This window comes from Affinirhizobium lemnae, assembly GCF_022968395.1.
GTDB lineage: Bacteria > Pseudomonadota > Alphaproteobacteria > Rhizobiales > Rhizobiaceae > Neorhizobium > Neorhizobium lemnae.
In genome coordinates this window covers 34,170-49,260 of the sequence record NZ_JALJQZ010000010.1, presented here as the reverse complement: position 1 = coordinate 49,260, position 15,091 = coordinate 34,170, and the positions used below count along the sequence as shown (strand labels likewise).

The 15,091-nt window shown below is 57.3% G+C and carries 17 protein-coding genes; 8 read left to right on the top strand and 9 right to left on the bottom strand.

Features of this window, described 5'->3' with window-relative positions:
- Positions 1-18: 18 nt before the first annotated feature.
- The 4 genes from lnt (at position 19) to trmB (ending at position 4,338) form a co-directional block, all read left to right on the top strand.
- Entirely contained in the window at positions 19-1,620 is a 1,602-nt protein-coding gene (lnt, locus tag MUU53_RS08625) for an apolipoprotein N-acyltransferase (protein ID WP_247260545.1), read from the top strand.
- 147 nt (positions 1,621-1,767) lie between these two features.
- On the top strand, positions 1,768-2,187 hold the full coding sequence (locus MUU53_RS08620; RefSeq protein WP_247260544.1) for a helix-turn-helix domain-containing protein: 420 nt from the start codon (positions 1,768-1,770) through the stop codon (positions 2,185-2,187).
- A 193-nt stretch (positions 2,188-2,380) separates the two neighbouring features.
- Positions 2,381-3,619: a methionine adenosyltransferase gene (gene metK / locus MUU53_RS08615; protein ID WP_247260543.1), complete on the top strand. Its 1,239-nt coding sequence runs from the start codon at positions 2,381-2,383 to the stop codon at positions 3,617-3,619.
- A gap of 11 nt (positions 3,620-3,630) precedes the next feature.
- On the top strand, positions 3,631-4,338 hold the full coding sequence (trmB, locus tag MUU53_RS08610; protein ID WP_247260542.1) for a tRNA (guanosine(46)-N7)-methyltransferase TrmB: 708 nt from the start codon (positions 3,631-3,633) through the stop codon (positions 4,336-4,338).
- A gap of 189 nt (positions 4,339-4,527) precedes the next feature.
- Here trmB and MUU53_RS08605 read toward each other — a convergent pair whose 3' ends face one another.
- The 4 genes from MUU53_RS08605 to MUU53_RS08590 form a co-directional block, all read right to left on the bottom strand.
- Positions 4,528-4,785: a BQ00720 family protein gene (locus MUU53_RS08605; protein ID WP_062555210.1), complete on the bottom strand. Its 258-nt coding sequence runs from the start codon at positions 4,783-4,785 to the stop codon at positions 4,528-4,530.
- 43 nt (positions 4,786-4,828) lie between these two features.
- On the bottom strand, positions 4,829-5,257 hold the full coding sequence (locus tag MUU53_RS08600; protein ID WP_062555211.1) for an Hsp20 family protein: 429 nt from the start codon (positions 5,255-5,257) through the stop codon (positions 4,829-4,831).
- Positions 5,258-5,414: 157 nt separating this feature from the next.
- Positions 5,415-6,314, bottom strand: a complete 900-nt coding sequence (locus MUU53_RS08595) for a ribokinase (protein WP_247260541.1) — start codon at positions 6,312-6,314, stop codon at positions 5,415-5,417.
- Between the two features lie 49 nt (positions 6,315-6,363).
- Positions 6,364-7,551 carry a DNA recombination protein RmuC gene (locus MUU53_RS08590; RefSeq protein WP_247260540.1) on the bottom strand — a complete coding sequence of 396 codons (1,188 nt, stop codon included), beginning with the start codon at positions 7,549-7,551 and terminating at the stop codon, positions 6,364-6,366.
- A 123-nt stretch (positions 7,552-7,674) separates the two neighbouring features.
- On the opposite strand from MUU53_RS08590, the gene def reads away from it, so the two are divergent.
- The 3 genes from def to truA are packed head-to-tail and all read left to right on the top strand — an operon-like array spanning position 7,675 to position 9,931.
- Positions 7,675-8,187: a peptide deformylase gene (gene def, locus MUU53_RS08585; protein ID WP_247260539.1), complete on the top strand. Its 513-nt coding sequence runs from the start codon at positions 7,675-7,677 to the stop codon at positions 8,185-8,187.
- Positions 8,188-8,237: 50 nt separating this feature from the next.
- Complete coding sequence (gene fmt / locus MUU53_RS08580; protein ID WP_247260538.1) at positions 8,238-9,173, top strand: methionyl-tRNA formyltransferase; 936 nt, start codon at positions 8,238-8,240, stop codon at positions 9,171-9,173.
- Entirely contained in the window at positions 9,173-9,931 is a 759-nt protein-coding gene (truA, locus tag MUU53_RS08575; RefSeq protein WP_247260537.1) for a tRNA pseudouridine(38-40) synthase TruA, read from the top strand. The genes fmt and truA overlap by 1 nt, the downstream gene beginning before the upstream one ends.
- Here the strand turns inward: truA and MUU53_RS08570 are convergent.
- The 4 genes from MUU53_RS08570 to dapD are packed head-to-tail and all read right to left on the bottom strand — an operon-like array spanning position 9,919 to position 13,238.
- A complete protein-coding gene (locus tag MUU53_RS08570) occupies positions 9,919-10,515 on the bottom strand; it encodes a hypothetical protein (protein ID WP_062555217.1) in 597 nt (198 codons plus the stop codon). The genes truA and MUU53_RS08570 overlap by 13 nt on opposite strands.
- Before the next feature lie 28 nt (positions 10,516-10,543).
- Positions 10,544-11,161, bottom strand: coding sequence for a hypothetical protein (locus tag MUU53_RS08565; protein WP_247260536.1), 618 nt, complete (start codon positions 11,159-11,161; stop codon positions 10,544-10,546).
- Positions 11,148-12,341: a succinyl-diaminopimelate desuccinylase gene (dapE, locus tag MUU53_RS08560; RefSeq protein ID WP_247260535.1), complete on the bottom strand. Its 1,194-nt coding sequence runs from the start codon at positions 12,339-12,341 to the stop codon at positions 11,148-11,150. The genes MUU53_RS08565 and dapE overlap by 14 nt, the downstream gene beginning before the upstream one ends.
- A gap of 27 nt (positions 12,342-12,368) precedes the next feature.
- Complete coding sequence (gene dapD / locus MUU53_RS08555; RefSeq protein WP_247260534.1) at positions 12,369-13,238, bottom strand: 2,3,4,5-tetrahydropyridine-2,6-dicarboxylate N-succinyltransferase; 870 nt, start codon at positions 13,236-13,238, stop codon at positions 12,369-12,371.
- A 149-nt stretch (positions 13,239-13,387) separates the two neighbouring features.
- Between dapD and MUU53_RS08550 the strand changes: the two genes are divergently transcribed.
- Positions 13,388-14,266 carry an LOG family protein gene (locus MUU53_RS08550; RefSeq protein ID WP_062555220.1) on the top strand — a complete coding sequence of 293 codons (879 nt, stop codon included), beginning with the start codon at positions 13,388-13,390 and terminating at the stop codon, positions 14,264-14,266.
- An 82-nt stretch (positions 14,267-14,348) separates the two neighbouring features.
- Here the strand turns inward: MUU53_RS08550 and MUU53_RS08545 are convergent, their stop codons facing one another.
- Positions 14,349-15,047 carry an EF-hand domain-containing protein gene (locus MUU53_RS08545; RefSeq protein ID WP_247260533.1) on the bottom strand — a complete coding sequence of 233 codons (699 nt, stop codon included), beginning with the start codon at positions 15,045-15,047 and terminating at the stop codon, positions 14,349-14,351.
- Positions 15,048-15,091: the final 44 nt, after the last annotated feature.

The following is a 15,091-nucleotide window of genomic DNA, read 5'->3' as shown; positions in this document are numbered from 1 at the left end:
ATCCGAAAAGGGGTGGGAATGGAGCGTCTGGCGGATAGGGTCATTCTGCTATGGGGCTTTCGTCGGGCCCTCCTTGCCATTTTCGCCGGAGCGCTCGGAGCTTTGGCCCTTCCTCCGTTCTCGTTTGTTGCAGCTCTGTTCGTGTCCTTCACTCTTCTCGTCTGGTTGATGGATGGATGTGCCAGTGCGCCCGGAACCGGCATCCTGGGACGATGCCGAGCGAGCTTTGTCCTCGGCTGGCTTTTTGGCTTTGGTTACTTCGTCGCCGGACTCTGGTGGCTGGGCAACGCACTGCTTGTGGACGGAGACGAATTCGCCTGGGCGCTGCCGTTGGCCATCTTCGGTCTTCCTGCATTTCTTGCGCTTTATTATGGCCTCGCGACAATGCTGGCAGGTCTGCTTTGGTCGGAGGGCTTTGGCCGTTTGGCGGCGCTCGCCGTCAGCTTTACGCTTGCGGAATGGCTGCGTGGAATTCTGCTGACCGGCTTTCCGTGGAACGCCATCGGCTATGGCGTCATGCCGATCCCGATCATGATGCAATCCGCGCACGCCATAGGTATTCTGGGCGTGACTGGCTGCGCAGTATTTGTTCTATCCACGCCCGCTTTGTTCGGCACACGTCGTGGATTGGCAACGGGAGTCATTCTGTCGGTTCTGTTGACTTGCGCACATTTTGGTTACGGCTATTACCGCTTGAACCAGCCTCTCCCGACCGACCCAAAGGCTTCAGATACGCCTTTCACCATAAGGATCGTTCAACCCTCCATTGATCAGGCACGAAAGATGGACAACAGGGAGCGGGAGGCCGTCTTCGAAGAGCACCTGTCTTTGTCATCGCACCCCCCGAAGCCGGGCCAGAGAAGGCCAGATATAATTGTCTGGCCGGAAACTTCGGTGCCGTTCTTGCTGACGGAAAATCGCGATGCGCTTTCACGCATTGCAGATGTCTTAAGCGATGGGCAGGTTTTGATTGCGGGTGTAGTGCGAGCGGAGGGGGCGCGCGCAGGCCAGCCGACCCGTTATTACAATTCGATTTACGCCATCGATGACCAGGGACAAATCATTGGTGCATCCGATAAGGTTCATCTTACGCCCTTTGGCGAATATCTTCCCTATGAGGCGTTTTGGAACTCGGTCGGAATCGGCAATATCGTTAATATGCCCGGTGGCTTTACTGCTGGTTCTACCCGCTCGCTCATCACCCTTCCAGACGGAAGGCTCTTGTATCCACTGATTTGCTACGAGGCTATTTTTCCGGATGAAATAACGCCGGACGTAAACAAGGCCTCTTTCGTCCTCAACTTGACGAATGATGCCTGGTTTGGAGATACGCCGGGGCCCTACCAGCACTTTCTCCAATCCCGCTTGCGTGCCGTTGAAACCGGTCTTCCTCTGATTCGTGCCGCGAACAGCGGTATCTCTGCAATCATAAATCCCCATGGTGACATATTGCAGGGTCTCGATTTTGGCCAGAAAGGATTTGTTGATTCCACCTTGAGTGGACCTTATGTCTCTGATTGGAACAGCTTTACGCGCAATAACAATTTTTGGTTGATTTTCATATCGCTGTTTTTGATTGCAGTAATTTCGCGCCTAGGTTACAAAATAAAGCTCAATTGACCGCAAACCCCTAAAATTGCATAGTGCTCGCGCACGTCGTGCCGCCTTATTGCAATCAGCCGTTTGGGCAGCGGATATTAGCAATAACGTATATTTGCACGTTCTGCGGGCTGTGGGGACAATTGAGAAAAAATTAGGACGCGTGAAATGATGGAAAACAAGAAGAAGCCGAACCCGATTGATATACATGTCGGAAGCCGCATCCGACTTCGGCGCACGATGCTGGGGATGAGCCAGGAAAAGCTGGGGGAAAGCCTTGGCATTACCTTTCAGCAGATCCAGAAATACGAAAAAGGCACGAACCGCGTTGGTGCGAGCCGGTTGCAGAATATCTCCAGCATACTGAATGTACCTGTTTCATTCTTTTTCGAAGATGCGCCAGGTGAGCAATCTTCCGCCCTGGGCGGCATGGCAGAGGCTTCCAGTTCAAACTACGTGGTGGATTTCTTGTCGTCATCGGAAGGTCTTCAACTCAATCGCGCCTTCGTCAAGATTTCTGATCCAAAGGTCCGTCGCAAGGTTGTGGACCTTGTGAAGGCATTGGCCGCCGACGGTGATGTGGACTGACGTCTTACCACATTGTTCAGAGAAAAGCGGTTGAAAGGCCGCTTTTTTTCGTTTGACGCAGAAAAAATAGCGAAAGCTACCCTTCTTAAACCAGACTGTGCCATATAAAGATATATTTATGTGGTTCTGTCCTTGTCATGACGGTTGGAAGTGACTAGGACAGTTGCGGTTTGTTCTTGAGGGGAATCCCAGCATGCGCGCCAATTACCTGTTCACCAGCGAGTCTGTCGCAGAAGGCCATCCTGACAAAGTTTGCGATCGGATCTCCGACGAAATCGTGGATCTCGTCTATCGTGAAGCGGCCAAGACCGGGGTTGATCCCTGGAAAGTGCGCATCGCCTGCGAGACGCTTGCTACGACGAACCGGGTGGTCATCGCCGGCGAAGTCCGACTGCCGCCGAGCCTTATGAAACAAGACAAGAACGGCAACGAGGTTATCAATCCTTCCAAGTTCAAGGCTGCGGCGCGCCGCGCGATCAAAGACATCGGCTATGAGCAGGATGGCTTTAATTGGCGCACTGCCAAGATTGACGTTCTCCTGCATTCTCAGTCTGCCGATATTGCCCAGGGCGTGGATAACGCCGCTGACCATCAGGGCAATGAAGGCGCTGGCGACCAGGGCATCATGTTCGGTTACGCCTGCAACGAGACACCGGACCTGATGCCGGCGCCGATCTATTATTCGCACCGCATTTTGCAGTTGCTCGCAACTGCACGCAAGAAGGGGGAAGGCGATGTTGGTAAACTGGGACCTGATGCCAAGAGCCAGGTCACAGTGCGCTATGTCGATGGAAAGCCGACGGAGGCTGTGTCCATCGTTCTCTCAACGCAGCATCTGGATGAGAGCTGGGATTCTGCCAAGGTTCGTACCGTTGTCGAACCCTATATCCGGGAAGCGCTCGGTGATCTGAAGATTGCCGATGATTGCAAGTGGTACATTAACCCAACCGGAAAATTCGTTATCGGTGGACCGGACGGAGACGCAGGCCTGACAGGTCGTAAAATCATCGTGGATACCTATGGTGGCGCAGCGCCTCACGGCGGCGGCGCCTTCTCGGGCAAGGATACAACGAAGGTCGATCGTTCGGCTGCCTATGCTGCGCGCTACATCGCAAAGAATGTCGTAGCTGCGGGGCTGGCGGAAAAGTGCACGATCCAGCTGTCCTACGCGATCGGTATCGCCCAGCCGCTGTCGATCTATGTTGACCTGCACGGTACCGGCAAGGTAACCGAAGACCAAGTCGAGGCGGCTATCCGTCAGGTGATCGATTTGTCGCCAACTGGCATTCGCCGCCATCTCGATCTCAACAAGCCGATCTATGCAAAGACGGCTTCCTATGGACATTTCGGGCGTAAGGCCGGCCGCGACGGCTCCTTCTCCTGGGAAAAGCTGGATCTCGTGAAGCCGCTCAAGGAAGCCCTGAAAAACTGAGGATAGAAGCGATGGACTCCGAACGTCGGTCGCGCGCCACCGAGGCGTTTTTCGGCCGGCGCAAGGGTAAACCATTGCGGGAGCGGCAGGCCGACATGATGGCCACCAGACTCCCGGAACTGAAGGTGGATTTGTCCCAGCCCGCACCTGCGGCACTGGGGCAACTCTTTCCAGAGCCTGTTGAGCGTATTCGTCTGGAAATCGGCTTTGGCGGTGGAGAGCATCTCATCCACCGTGCCAAGGAGAAACCGACAACCGGTTTCATCGGTGTCGAGCCATTCATCAATTCTATGGCCAAATTACTGGCCCATGTCGAAGAAGCGGGCGTGAACAACATCCGGCTATACGACGATGATGCGACGGTACTCCTGGACTGGCTTCCCGACGCATCACTGGATCAGATTGATCTGCTTTATCCGGATCCATGGCCTAAGAAAAAGCACTGGAAGCGTCGCTTCGTGTCGCAGGTCAACCTCAACCGGTTCCATCGTGTCCTGAAACCGGGCGGCCTGTTTTGCTTTGCCTCCGACATTGACACTTACGTCAACTGGACATTGCAACATACCTATTCGCATGGCGGTTTCGCCTGGACGGCGCAAGAGCCAAGCGATTGGCTGACGCCGTTTGCGAACTGGCCCAGCACGCGTTACGAGGCGAAGGCTCGCCGCGAAGGTCGTTCATCCGCTTACTTGACCTTCGAGCGCGTCTCAATCTCTTGAAGTGCCAATCGGTTTAGCTCGGGAAAATCGGGGCGATAACTCTTGGGCAGCCCGTCATCTAAAGTATGTCGCGCAAAAGTGTGCCGCGGTTTTGCGATAACGACATGCGTGAAAACAAAGAGTTAAAGCGTCAGGAGCGAATCTGAAAGATCGCGACGCGCTTTAATGCCATGACGGGCCGATTGCCTCTCAGTGGAGGCTGACGGTCTTCAAGTCGTCTTCCGCTGCCTTGAAAAAGGTGCTGGAACGGTTATCCGTCAGCAGGATCGGTGTGCCATCGGCCCCGAAAAGCGCCCAGAGGTCAAGGCCGGGATCAATTTCCGGAGCTTCCGGAAAGCAGCGGCTCACATCTTCAAGGCGCATCTTGCGAATGTAACCCACTTCTCCCGCGCCAAGATGCGCGAGCTCGTTGAGTGTCAACTGGGCTGAGGTGTTCTTCAGGAGCATGGACGCCTCCGTCTTACTGATTCTGGCAAAACTGCCACGAAGATCAGTCTGAGACGGAAATATTAATTTTTCGCACCATTCGCTCCGGTTCCGGTCGGACGAGATCAACCGAAAGCAAGCCATTCTTCAGACCAGCCCCCGCCACCTGCATCCCATCTGCCAAAACAAACATGCGCTGGAACTGGCGCGCGGCGATACCACGATAGAGATATTCCCTCTCGCCCGGATCAGCCTGGCGTCCGCGAATGATGAGCTGGTTTTCCTCCACGGTGACGTCCAGATCGTCTTCCGCGAAACCGGCGACAGCCAGAGTGATTCGCAGTTTTTCTGGCTCCCCGCCGATGCTTGGGCGTAGGCGCTCGATGTTGTAGGGAGGATATCCGTCATTGGCCTTGGTCAGGCGTTCGAGTGTCTTCTCCATTGTGTCGAAGCCCAGGAGAAGCGGGCTGGCAAACGGTGTCATCCGGCTCATCAAACAGTCCTTGAAACAAGCGACCTATCACGCACCCTTACGGCATGCGGCTGTGCGACAGCATATGGGAACTGGGATCGGCAAGTGCAAGCGCCTGCCTGGATCCTGCAAGGCAGCAGCCTCCCGACCTTCCCTGCTAGATGAACCATACTCGGTATTAGAGATGCCCGGCAACGTCGTCCGAAGTAGGAATCGATGGCTGTGCACCGGCTTTCAGACAAGCGAGCGAACCGGCGACGGCCGCGCGACGCAGTGCCGAGGCAAAGTCCAAACCTTGGTCAAGACTCGCAGCAAGATAACCGCAGAACGTATCTCCTGCTCCAACGGTATCGACGGGTGCAATCTTGAGGCCGGTTGCTCTCAGGATCTGCCCCTTGTGGATCGCCACCACCCCATCGGCGCCGAGCGTTACCACCAGCGTCTGGCCGCTTCTTTCTGCCATCTGCTGCATCTCAGAAACTCGTTCATCGGCTGAGAGCCCAGACCGACCGACGAGGAGTTCGAATTCGGTTTCGTTCGAAACGACGATATTTGCGAGGCAAGCCAGCCGAATTGCATCATCCGTTAAAGGCGCGGTGTTGAAGATGGTGGTAGTTCCTTGCGTCTTGGCAAGACGAAACGCGGCTTCCATGGCGTCTGCGGGCACTTCCATCTGCATCATCAGGATGTCGCGTTCCGACAGCAGACCAACACTTTTCTCTGCGTCCTCTGCAGAAACAGCCCCGTTGGCGCCGGGCACGACCGCAATCATGTTCTCGCCATCACCGCCCACGAGAATGATGGCGGTTCCCGTCGGGTCAGAAACCGGGCGCACCGTATCCAGTAGCACGCCTGCTTCCTTCAGCAAGGTGAGCGCGGGTTCCGCAAAGCCGTCCTCACCCACGGCACCCGCCATGCGAACAGTGCTGCCTGCACGCCGCGCCGCCAGTGCCTGGTTCGCGCCCTTGCCGCCAGCAGCTGTAGTGAAGCTTTGTCCCGCAACGGTTTCGCCCGGTTTCGGCAAGCGGGTGGTGGTGGCGATGAGATCCATGTTGATGGAGCCGAAAACGGTAATCATGATATGAGCCTGTCGTGTCGTATGGTTTTGGAGACACTGCCCGACAGTATCAATCCTCGTCAACCACCCTCAGCTTCAGCATCCCCGTTCTGCTTTCAACACTTTTCGGTTCCACCGTCGTCGCTTCGGCTGGAGTTGATTCGCGCGCCAGGTCGAGAGAGGCAATGCGATCTCCGCGGCGAACAAGCTTGTCGGATGAGGTCAGGATCTGCTCCACGTCCTTCTGCGCCGCCGCGAAGTGTGATTGCAGTTTCCGCGTCCGCTCATCCAGACGACCGAGATCGTCCATCAGGCTTGCGACTTCGCCCTGGATGAGATGAGCCTGCTCGCGCATACGCTGATCTTTCAGCACAGCCTGAATGACCTGAATGGACAGCATCAGCAAGGAAGGGGAGACAATGACGATGCGCGAACGTTGTGCCTTCGCGACGCACGCCTCGAAGTGTTCGTGAATTTCCGCAAAGATTGACTCGGAAGGCACGAAGAGAAAGGCCGTCTCCTGTGTCTCACCCTTGAGGAGATATTTCTCCGCGACATCACTGATATGCTTTTCCAGATCACGCCGGAATTGTTGTGCCGCGATCTTGCGCAGGTCCGGCTGTGTTGCGTCCCGGAATGCGTGCCAGGCTTCCAGCGGAAACTTGGCGTCGATCACCAGCGGCGGAGTGTCGTTTGGCATGTCGATCAGGCAGTCTGGCCGCATTCCATTCGAAAGGGTCGCCTGGAATTGATAGCTGGCCTTTGGCAAGGCATCGGCGATGATGGCTTCCATTCGGCCCTGCCCAAAGGCGCCGCGGGTCTGCTTGTTGGAAAGAATGGCCTGCAGGCCAACGACGTCTCTTGCCAATGTCTGGATATTGTTCTGCGCCGCGTCGATAACCGCCAGACGTTCCTGTAATTGCCGAAGGTTGTCGTGCGTGGATCTGGTCTGTTCGACGATACTGCTGCCCAGACGATGGGCCATGCCATCCAGGCGTTGGTTGACGGCACGGTTGAGCTCGGTCTGACGCATGCCGATGGCTTCCGTCATGGCGGAAACGCGTCCCTGCATTTCTATTTGCGCCTGCATCAGTTCCGCAAAACGCTCATCCAATGCCTTCTCGCCTCCAGACCGACGGGCTTGTATGAGCCAGAACAGCAGCGCGAGCACGGCCACTCCCAGCACGATGAAGAGAGTGCTGTTGCTTTCAACGAACTGCATGAAACGCTCTGTATTCGAAAAGACTTGGCTTTGCATGACCGGAAGCTAGCCCAATCGTGTCCAGATAGGAAGATCAAAACAAGAACAAATTGCATTTGCGCTCCTTCTGACGCTTGCAGGGATGTTCCATCTTGCAAAAAGATCGGCTATGGGAGGCGCATGACGATCAAGCCGCTTATCATTCTTCCCGATCCTCTTCTGCGTCAGGTTTCCAAGCCGATCGAGCAGGTGGATTCCGACGTTCTCAAGCTTGCTGATGACATGCTGGAGACCATGTATGACGCGCCAGGCATCGGCCTTGCCGGCATTCAGATTGGTGTTGCACGCCGTATTCTCGTAGTCGACGTCTCGCGCGAGGATGAGGAAAAGAAGCCGATCGTTATCATTAATCCCGAGATCGTCAGAAGCTCGGACGAGCGCTCAGTTTACGAAGAGGGTTGCCTATCGATCCCGGAATATTATGCGGAAGTCGAGCGTCCTGCGGCGGTGACGGTCAAGCATGTCGGTCGGGACGGCAAGGAGCACCTGCTTGAGGCCGATGGCCTGCTGGCGACGTGCCTGCAGCATGAGATCGATCATCTGAACGGTGTGCTCTTTATCGATCATATCTCGCGGTTGAAGCGCGAAATGGTTATCAAGAAGTTCACCAAGGCTGCCAAAGCCAAGGTTTGAGCGCGCACGGCGCTGATCTTCAATACGTACCGGTCAGGATGGAGGTCTGAATGGCTCTTCGCATCATCTTCATGGGGACGCCGGATTTTTCCGTGCCGACCTTGAAGGCTCTGGCCAAGGCGGGTCATGAGATCGTTGCCGTCTACAGCCAGCCCCCGCGTCCGGGTGGCCGGCGCGGCTTGGATCTTCAAAAGTCCCCCGTCCATCAGGCTGCGGAAGAACTGGGCATACCGGTCTTCAACCCGGTCAACTTCAAGGATCCTGAAGATCGGCTGATATTCCGGGCCTTGAATGCCGATGTGGCTGTCGTTGTCGCCTACGGGCTTCTGCTGCCGGTCGAGATCCTCGAGGGCACCAGGCTTGGCGCCTATAATGGCCACGCGTCGCTTCTTCCGCGCTGGCGTGGTGCAGCGCCCATTCAGCGCGCCATCATGGCCGGGGACGCAAAGACCGGCATGATGGTGATGAAAATGGAAAAGGGGCTGGATACAGGCCCTGTCGCGCTGACGCGCGAGGTCGCAGTTGGTGCGACCATGACGGCAGGCGAATTACACGATATCCTTATGGAGCAGGGCGCAGAGGCCATGGTGGAAGCCATGGCAAGGTTGGAAGACGGCGATTTGCCGCTGGTCACGCAGGCCGAGGATGGCGTTCTTTACGCCTCCAAGATCGAAAAAAGCGAAACGCGCATCGATTTCACGCGCCCAGCCATTGAGGTGCACAACCACATCCGTGGTCTTTCGCCGTTTCCCGGCGCATGGTTCGAGGTTGAACTGGGCGGCAGGCCGGAACGTATCAAGGTTTTGTCGAGTGAAATGGCAGACGGAAATGGCCAGCCGGGTGAGGTTCTGGATGATCGCCTGTCCATTGCCTGCGGCTATGGCGCGGTCCGGTTGACGCGACTGCAAAAAGCCGGTGGTAAGCCCCTCGACGCACAGGAATTTCTGCACGGTACCCAGTTGCCGCCCGGTTTGAGGATTGGTTGATGCCACGCTACAAGATGGTCGTGGAGTATGATGGCACGCCCTATGTGGGCTGGCAGCGACAGGAAAACGGCCATTCCGTTCAGGCAGCAGTCGAAGCGGCCATTCTGTCGCTGACCTCGGAAACCGTTGTCATTCGCGGAGCGGGCAGAACGGATTCCGGCGTTCATGCACTGGGCCAGGTCATCCACGCGGATCTTTCGCGCGAATGGGCGCCTTTCAAACTGCGCAATGCGCTGAATGCACACCTGATGATGGCGAGCGAAAAGGTGTCGATCATCGATGTCGATCGGGTGTCTGATGATTTTGATGCCCGTTTCTCGGCGCTACGCCGCCACTATCTCTACCGCATCATCAGCCGTCGCGCGCCGCTGGCGATCGAAGCGAAGCGTGCCTGGTGGGTGTCCAAGGATCTCGATCACGAAGCCATGCATGCGGCCGCGCAGATGCTTGTCGGTCACCACGATTTCACCACCTTCCGTTCGGCGCACTGTCAGGCGCCAAGCCCGATCAGGACACTCGACAGGCTGGATGTGACGCGGCAGGGAGAGTTGATCGAGATCCGCGCTTCTGCCCAGAGCTTCCTGCACAACCAGATTCGCTCTTTCGCAGGAACGCTGAAGCTGGCGGGTGAGGGCAAGATGAGCCCGCAGGATGTTCGCGCCGCGCTGGAGGCCAGAAGCCGGGCCGCCTGCGGGCCGGTCGCTCCGCCGGAAGGACTTTACTTCATGCAGGTCGATTATCCGGATCAGCCGGGATAGACGCCGAGAAAGCGTTCCAGGACGTCGGACAGCAGCAATGACGGCACGATCAGCACCATTGTCAGCGTCGCAATCGTCAATCCCTGCGGACCGATGATCATGCGAAAGATGCGCGACAGGCAGACGACCAGCGCGACGATCGCGCCAAGCCAGATAAGTGCAATCAGGCCGGTCAGTCCGGGCATGAGCACCAGCAAGATGCTGAGCAATCCGTACAGATAGGAAAACGGCACGGACAGCCAGTTAGCCGTGAAAACAATGGCCGGGAATTGTCGGGCAAGCCCCATTGTGAGAGCCATCAGACCGGCAAGAACGAGCGGCACCAGCCAGTTCGAGGCCTCCAGCAGGGCCATGCGGAAAAAGAATATCCCGCCAAGACGGAAGCCGGGGGGCATGGTTTCCAGAAAGGCAAGCCGCCACCAGATCCAGGAAAAGCCGATGGCCGGAATGCACCAGACGATGGCCCAGAAGGAGCGCATCATTCCACGGTCGGTAAAATCGACCAGTGCTAATCCTGCCCGGTCGCCTTTGACCAGAAGCCAGAGACCAAGCACGTAAAGCTTCACTTCGGAGAAAGAGGGCAAGAATCACGCCTCGCGATGGAACAGAATTTCAAGGATAGGGAATATTGAGTCCCAGAGATATTTCAAGTGTGCGGATGGCCCAGAGCGACGCAGCCAGAACCAGAAGCAGGAAACCGCCACGCTTCCACGCTGGGCCGCCCACAAGTGTCAGAAGAATACGCCAGATGAGATAGAGCGGGATTGCGATTGCTACAATCCAGAATGACATATTCAGCATCCAGGACAGGAGGCCGGTTCCGCGTGTCAAATGTAGGATCGGCTGAACAAGTCCGGCGATGGCGTAAAGCACGGGAACGCTGCCCCAGTTCGCCATGACCACCATCGGTCTCAGCAATGGACGATAACCAAATGCCAGCCCGAACAGGATGATGCAGATCAGAACGAAGGCCCAACTCGCCAGTTGCAGCACGATCGCCTGAAACACAAAGATCACATGTCCGCGTGCAGGATCGGCGAGAACCTCGATATAGGCGGCACGAAGCAGGATCGCTTTGAGCAGGAAGATGGGCAGGCAGTAGGCGAGAGCCCAGAAGGAGCGTGCCAGACCCTCATCGGAAATGTCGAATAGAGACAGTCCACGGGCATCTCCACGGGCTATCTGCCACAGTCCTCCCCAAAGGGAGCGGACCTCTTCAAGCCTTGGCATTCTCGAACCATTGCTCGATGAAGTGAGCGTAGATCTCAGTCAGCTTTTCCAGATCTGCCACGGCCACCCGCTCATCCACCATGTGCATGGTCTGTCCCACGAGGCCGAACTCCACCACCGGGCAGTAATCTTTAATGAACCGTGCGTCGGATGTGCCGCCTGTCGTGGAAAGCACAGGGCGCCTGCCGGTCTTCGCCTCGACCGCCTTGGAGAGCGAAGAGATCAACGCATCGTCGCGGGTCAGGAACACGTGGCTGGGTCGCTCAGACCAAGTGATGTCATAGCGAATGGCAGGGCGGCCCGCGCGCAATTCCTGATCATTGGCAGCTTGGTTCAGCCGCCGGATCAGTTCGGCTTGAATGCTATCAGCCGTCCATGTGTCGTTGAAGCGTACATTGAAGGCAAAGCTTGCCTTGGCGGGAATGACGTTGGTCGCGGAATTGCCTGTGTCGATCGACGTGACTTCGAGATTGGTGGGTGGGAATTCGGCCGTTCCTGCATCGAGAGGCGGGCTCATCAATGCCTTGGTCATAGCCGTGACGGCGCGAATGGGATTATCTGCCAGATGCGGATAGGCCACATGGCCTTGCACCCCATGCACGGTTACGAAACCTGAGATCGAACCGCGACGGCCGATCTTGATCATATCGCCCAGTTGATCCGGGTTTGTCGGCTCGCCGACAAGGCAGGCATCCCAACGCTCACCCTTCGCCGCCGCCCATTCCAGCAGCTTGACGGTGCCGTTGATGGCAGGGCCTTCCTCGTCACCGGTGATCAGGAACGAAATGGAGCCTTTCGGTGCGCCATGCGCCTCGATGTGGCGAGCGACAGCTGCGACAAAACAGGCAATGCCGCCCTTCATGTCAACCGCGCCGCGCCCAAACATCTCACCATTGGCAATATCGGCTGAAAAGGGCGGATGCGTCCAAGAGGCTTCATCGCCAACCGGAACCACATCCGTATGACCGGCAAACATCAGATGCGGCCCGGAGGAACCCAGGCGCGCATAGAGGTTCTCGATGTCAGGCGTGCCCGGCTCGGTAGCCGTGACACGCTCGACGGAAAAACCCAGTGGTTCGAGCATGGCCGTAAGAGCTGAAAGGGCCCCGCCTTCCTTCGGTGTGACCGAAGGGCAGCGGATCAGCGTCTGCAGGTTTTGGACAGGATCTGTAACAGCCATGATCTCGACAATGCTCACTATGCTCAATCAGTCGCGCAGCAACTCGTTGATGCCGGTCTTGGAACGCGTCTTTTCATCGACACGCTTGACGATCACGGCGCAATAGAGGTGCGGGGCTGGCTGGCCATTGCCCATGGTGGCGTTGGCGGATGGCATGGAGCCTGCAACTACCACCGAGTAAGGCGGTACTTCGCCATAGGTGACTTCGCCGGTTGCGCGGTCCACGATCTTGGTGGACTTGCCGATGTAGACGCCCATGCCGAGCACGGAGCCTTCGCGAATGATGCAGCCTTCCACCACTTCCGAACGCGCGCCGATGAAGCAGTTGTCTTCGATGATGGTCGGGCCTGCCTGCATGGGCTCCAGAACGCCGCCAATCCCAACGCCGCCGGAGAGATGGACGTGCTTACCGATCTGAGCGCAGGAGCCGACGGTCGCCCATGTATCGACCATGGTGCCTTCGCCGACATAGGCGCCGAGATTGACGAAGGAGGGCATCAGAACGACGCTTGGCGCGATATAGGCGGAGCGGCGAACGACGGCGTTTGGCACTGCGCGGAAGCCAGCTGAACGGAACTCCGTTTCGCCCCAGTTTTCGAACTTGGAAGGAACCTTGTCCCACCATGTAGAAGCGCCGGGACCACCCTTCACGACTTCCATGTCGTTCAGGCGGAACGACAGAAGAACGGCCTTCTTCAGCCACTGGTGAACAGTCCAGTCACCGTCTTCGCCGCGTGTTGCGACGCGCAGCTTGCCGCTATCGAGCAGGTTCAGCGCCTCTTCCACGCTGTCGCGCACTTCGCCGCGCGTGCTGATTGAAATGCTGTCGCGCTCGTCGAAAGCCTTTTCAATCAGGGCTTCAAGGGAGGCGTAGTCCTGGCTTGCTGTGCTGGTCATCGGAAATCCTGCGGCTGTCGCTCGTAACGTGATGGGGTAGGCTCTCTTGCCGACTGGCAAATTGGTGCCTTTTGCTCTAAGCGAGCGCCATCCGGGCGTCAATGCGAATTGGCGCCCTCCGTGATTCGTATCTTGAGGGATTGTGCGCAATGGCGAAAGCAGGCGATGAGAAGAAGATGCGGCGCAAGGATGGTGTATGGGATCCGTTGAAGGCGAGTTCCGTCGACAAGCTGCGCGCCCGTCAGGTTCCCAAGACGCCGCAGTCTGAGTCGCCGTCCTATCGCCTTGCCTATGTGGATGAGGATTTCCTGTGCCGCCCGGAGCTGCGCCCCGTCCGCCTGCAATTGGAACTGCTCAAGCCTGAAATGATGCTGACCGAGATGGGCATCAAATCCACGGTCGTACTGTTCGGCGGTGCGCGCATTCCCGCACCCGGCGCGGAACCCTGGGCTGCCAAGAACGATGTTCAGCGGGACAATCTTAAGAAGGCTTCCGTTTTCTACGAGGAGGCTGAGAAGTTCGCGGCACTGTGCGCCCGCCATTCGGCACTCTCGAATCATCAGGAATTCGTTGTCGTGACCGGTGGCGGCCCCGGGGTCATGGAAGCCGGTAACAAGGGCGCATCGGAAGCCGGTGCCCCCACCATCGGCTTGAACATTCTTCTGCCGCATGAACAGGCGCCAAACCAGTATGTGACGCCGGAGTTGAGCTTCAACTTCCACTATTTCGCCATTCGCAAGATGCACTTCCTGATGCGTGCACGCGCCGTCGTGGTGTTTCCGGGTGGTTTCGGAACTCTGGATGAGCTGTTCGAGGCGCTGACGCTGATCCAGACACGCCGCATGGAACGCGTTCCGCTGATCCTGTTTGCGCCGGAATTCTGGAACCGCATCATCGATTTCGAAGCGCTTGCCAATTTTGGCACCATCGCTCCGGACGATATGGATCTCATCAATTTTGTAGAGACAGCAGATCAGGCCTGGAAGGTCATCGCCGACTTCTACGACTTGAACGGCAAGAAAGAGTAGAGACTGAAAAGGTCCGCTCCCGGCGGCAGGAGCGGACCTCGCAATGCAGCGGCTGGATAGCGCGCTGCACTACCGGTCGCGATTAAAGCGGCTGGCTCGGGATATCGTCGATGGAAATGACGCCATCCTTGTTGCGGTCCATGCGCTCAAACAGCTTCGTTGCGGCATTGGCAGCTTCATCCTTGCTGATCTGCCCGTTTTCGTCCGTATCGACAAAGCGGATAAGGGCAGCTGCCGGCATCATGCCCGGTCCCTTGCGTGGACCATCCCAATCGTCTCTGCCCCCATGATCGCGGCCATGGTCGCGTCCGTGGCGACCTTCCGCCATGTCGTGATGGCCGCCATGCTTTGGTCCATGACCTGGTTTGCCGTCGGGGCCTGGCGGAGGCGGCGGCGGAGCGTCGGCACCCTTGGCCTGCTCTTCCGGCTTTGCCTGGTCATTTGCAGCCCGTTCAGCCTTGCGCTGCTCCCGGAATTCTTCCATGCGCGCCTTGTGATACTGGCGAATTTCACCGGGCGTCAGGTTGCCGTCCTTATTGGCGTCAGCGGCATCGAACAGCTTGGTCTCCCACGCGGCAACTTCTTCCTTGGTAATCTTGCCGTCCTTGTTCGTGTCGGCGTCTTTCAACAGCCGCACGAACACCAGTTCCTGCATCATTCCGCCACGGGGGCCATGCCCATCTCTGTCCGGGCGACTGGGCGCGGCGAAGCTTGCAGGCGCCAACGCGCCCACCAAAAATGTTGCGCCAAGCGCGGCGAGTGCAACTCTCTTGAGTGTCATTTTGGGTTGCTTCCTTTCTTTTTGTCTTATGACATCGAAGGTAG

Coding starts and splice junctions, on each gene's coding strand:
- MUU53_RS08620 (WP_247260544.1), top strand. CDS start 1,768: ATGATGGAAAACAAGAAGAAGCCGAACCCGATTGATATACATGTCGGA.
- MUU53_RS08590 (WP_247260540.1), bottom strand. CDS start 7,551: ATGCAAAGCCAAGTCTTTTCGAATACAGAGCGTTTCATGCAGTTCGTT.
- dapD (WP_247260534.1), bottom strand. CDS start 13,238: ATGACCAGCACAGCAAGCCAGGACTACGCCTCCCTTGAAGCCCTGATT.
- trmB (WP_247260542.1), top strand. CDS start 3,631: ATGGACTCCGAACGTCGGTCGCGCGCCACCGAGGCGTTTTTCGGCCGG.
- dapE (WP_247260535.1), bottom strand. CDS start 12,341: ATGGCTGTTACAGATCCTGTCCAAAACCTGCAGACGCTGATCCGCTGC.
- MUU53_RS08605 (WP_062555210.1), bottom strand. CDS start 4,785: ATGCTCCTGAAGAACACCTCAGCCCAGTTGACACTCAACGAGCTCGCG.
- MUU53_RS08595 (WP_247260541.1), bottom strand. CDS start 6,314: ATGATTACCGTTTTCGGCTCCATCAACATGGATCTCATCGCCACCACC.
- MUU53_RS08545 (WP_247260533.1), bottom strand. CDS start 15,047: ATGACACTCAAGAGAGTTGCACTCGCCGCGCTTGGCGCAACATTTTTG.
- truA (WP_247260537.1), top strand. CDS start 9,173: ATGCCACGCTACAAGATGGTCGTGGAGTATGATGGCACGCCCTATGTG.
- lnt (WP_247260545.1), top strand. CDS start 19: ATGGAGCGTCTGGCGGATAGGGTCATTCTGCTATGGGGCTTTCGTCGG.
- MUU53_RS08600 (WP_062555211.1), bottom strand. CDS start 5,257: ATGAGCCGGATGACACCGTTTGCCAGCCCGCTTCTCCTGGGCTTCGAC.
- fmt (WP_247260538.1), top strand. CDS start 8,238: ATGGCTCTTCGCATCATCTTCATGGGGACGCCGGATTTTTCCGTGCCG.
- def (WP_247260539.1), top strand. CDS start 7,675: ATGACGATCAAGCCGCTTATCATTCTTCCCGATCCTCTTCTGCGTCAG.
- MUU53_RS08565 (WP_247260536.1), bottom strand. CDS start 11,161: ATGCCAAGGCTTGAAGAGGTCCGCTCCCTTTGGGGAGGACTGTGGCAG.
- MUU53_RS08550 (WP_062555220.1), top strand. CDS start 13,388: ATGGCGAAAGCAGGCGATGAGAAGAAGATGCGGCGCAAGGATGGTGTA.
- metK (WP_247260543.1), top strand. CDS start 2,381: ATGCGCGCCAATTACCTGTTCACCAGCGAGTCTGTCGCAGAAGGCCAT.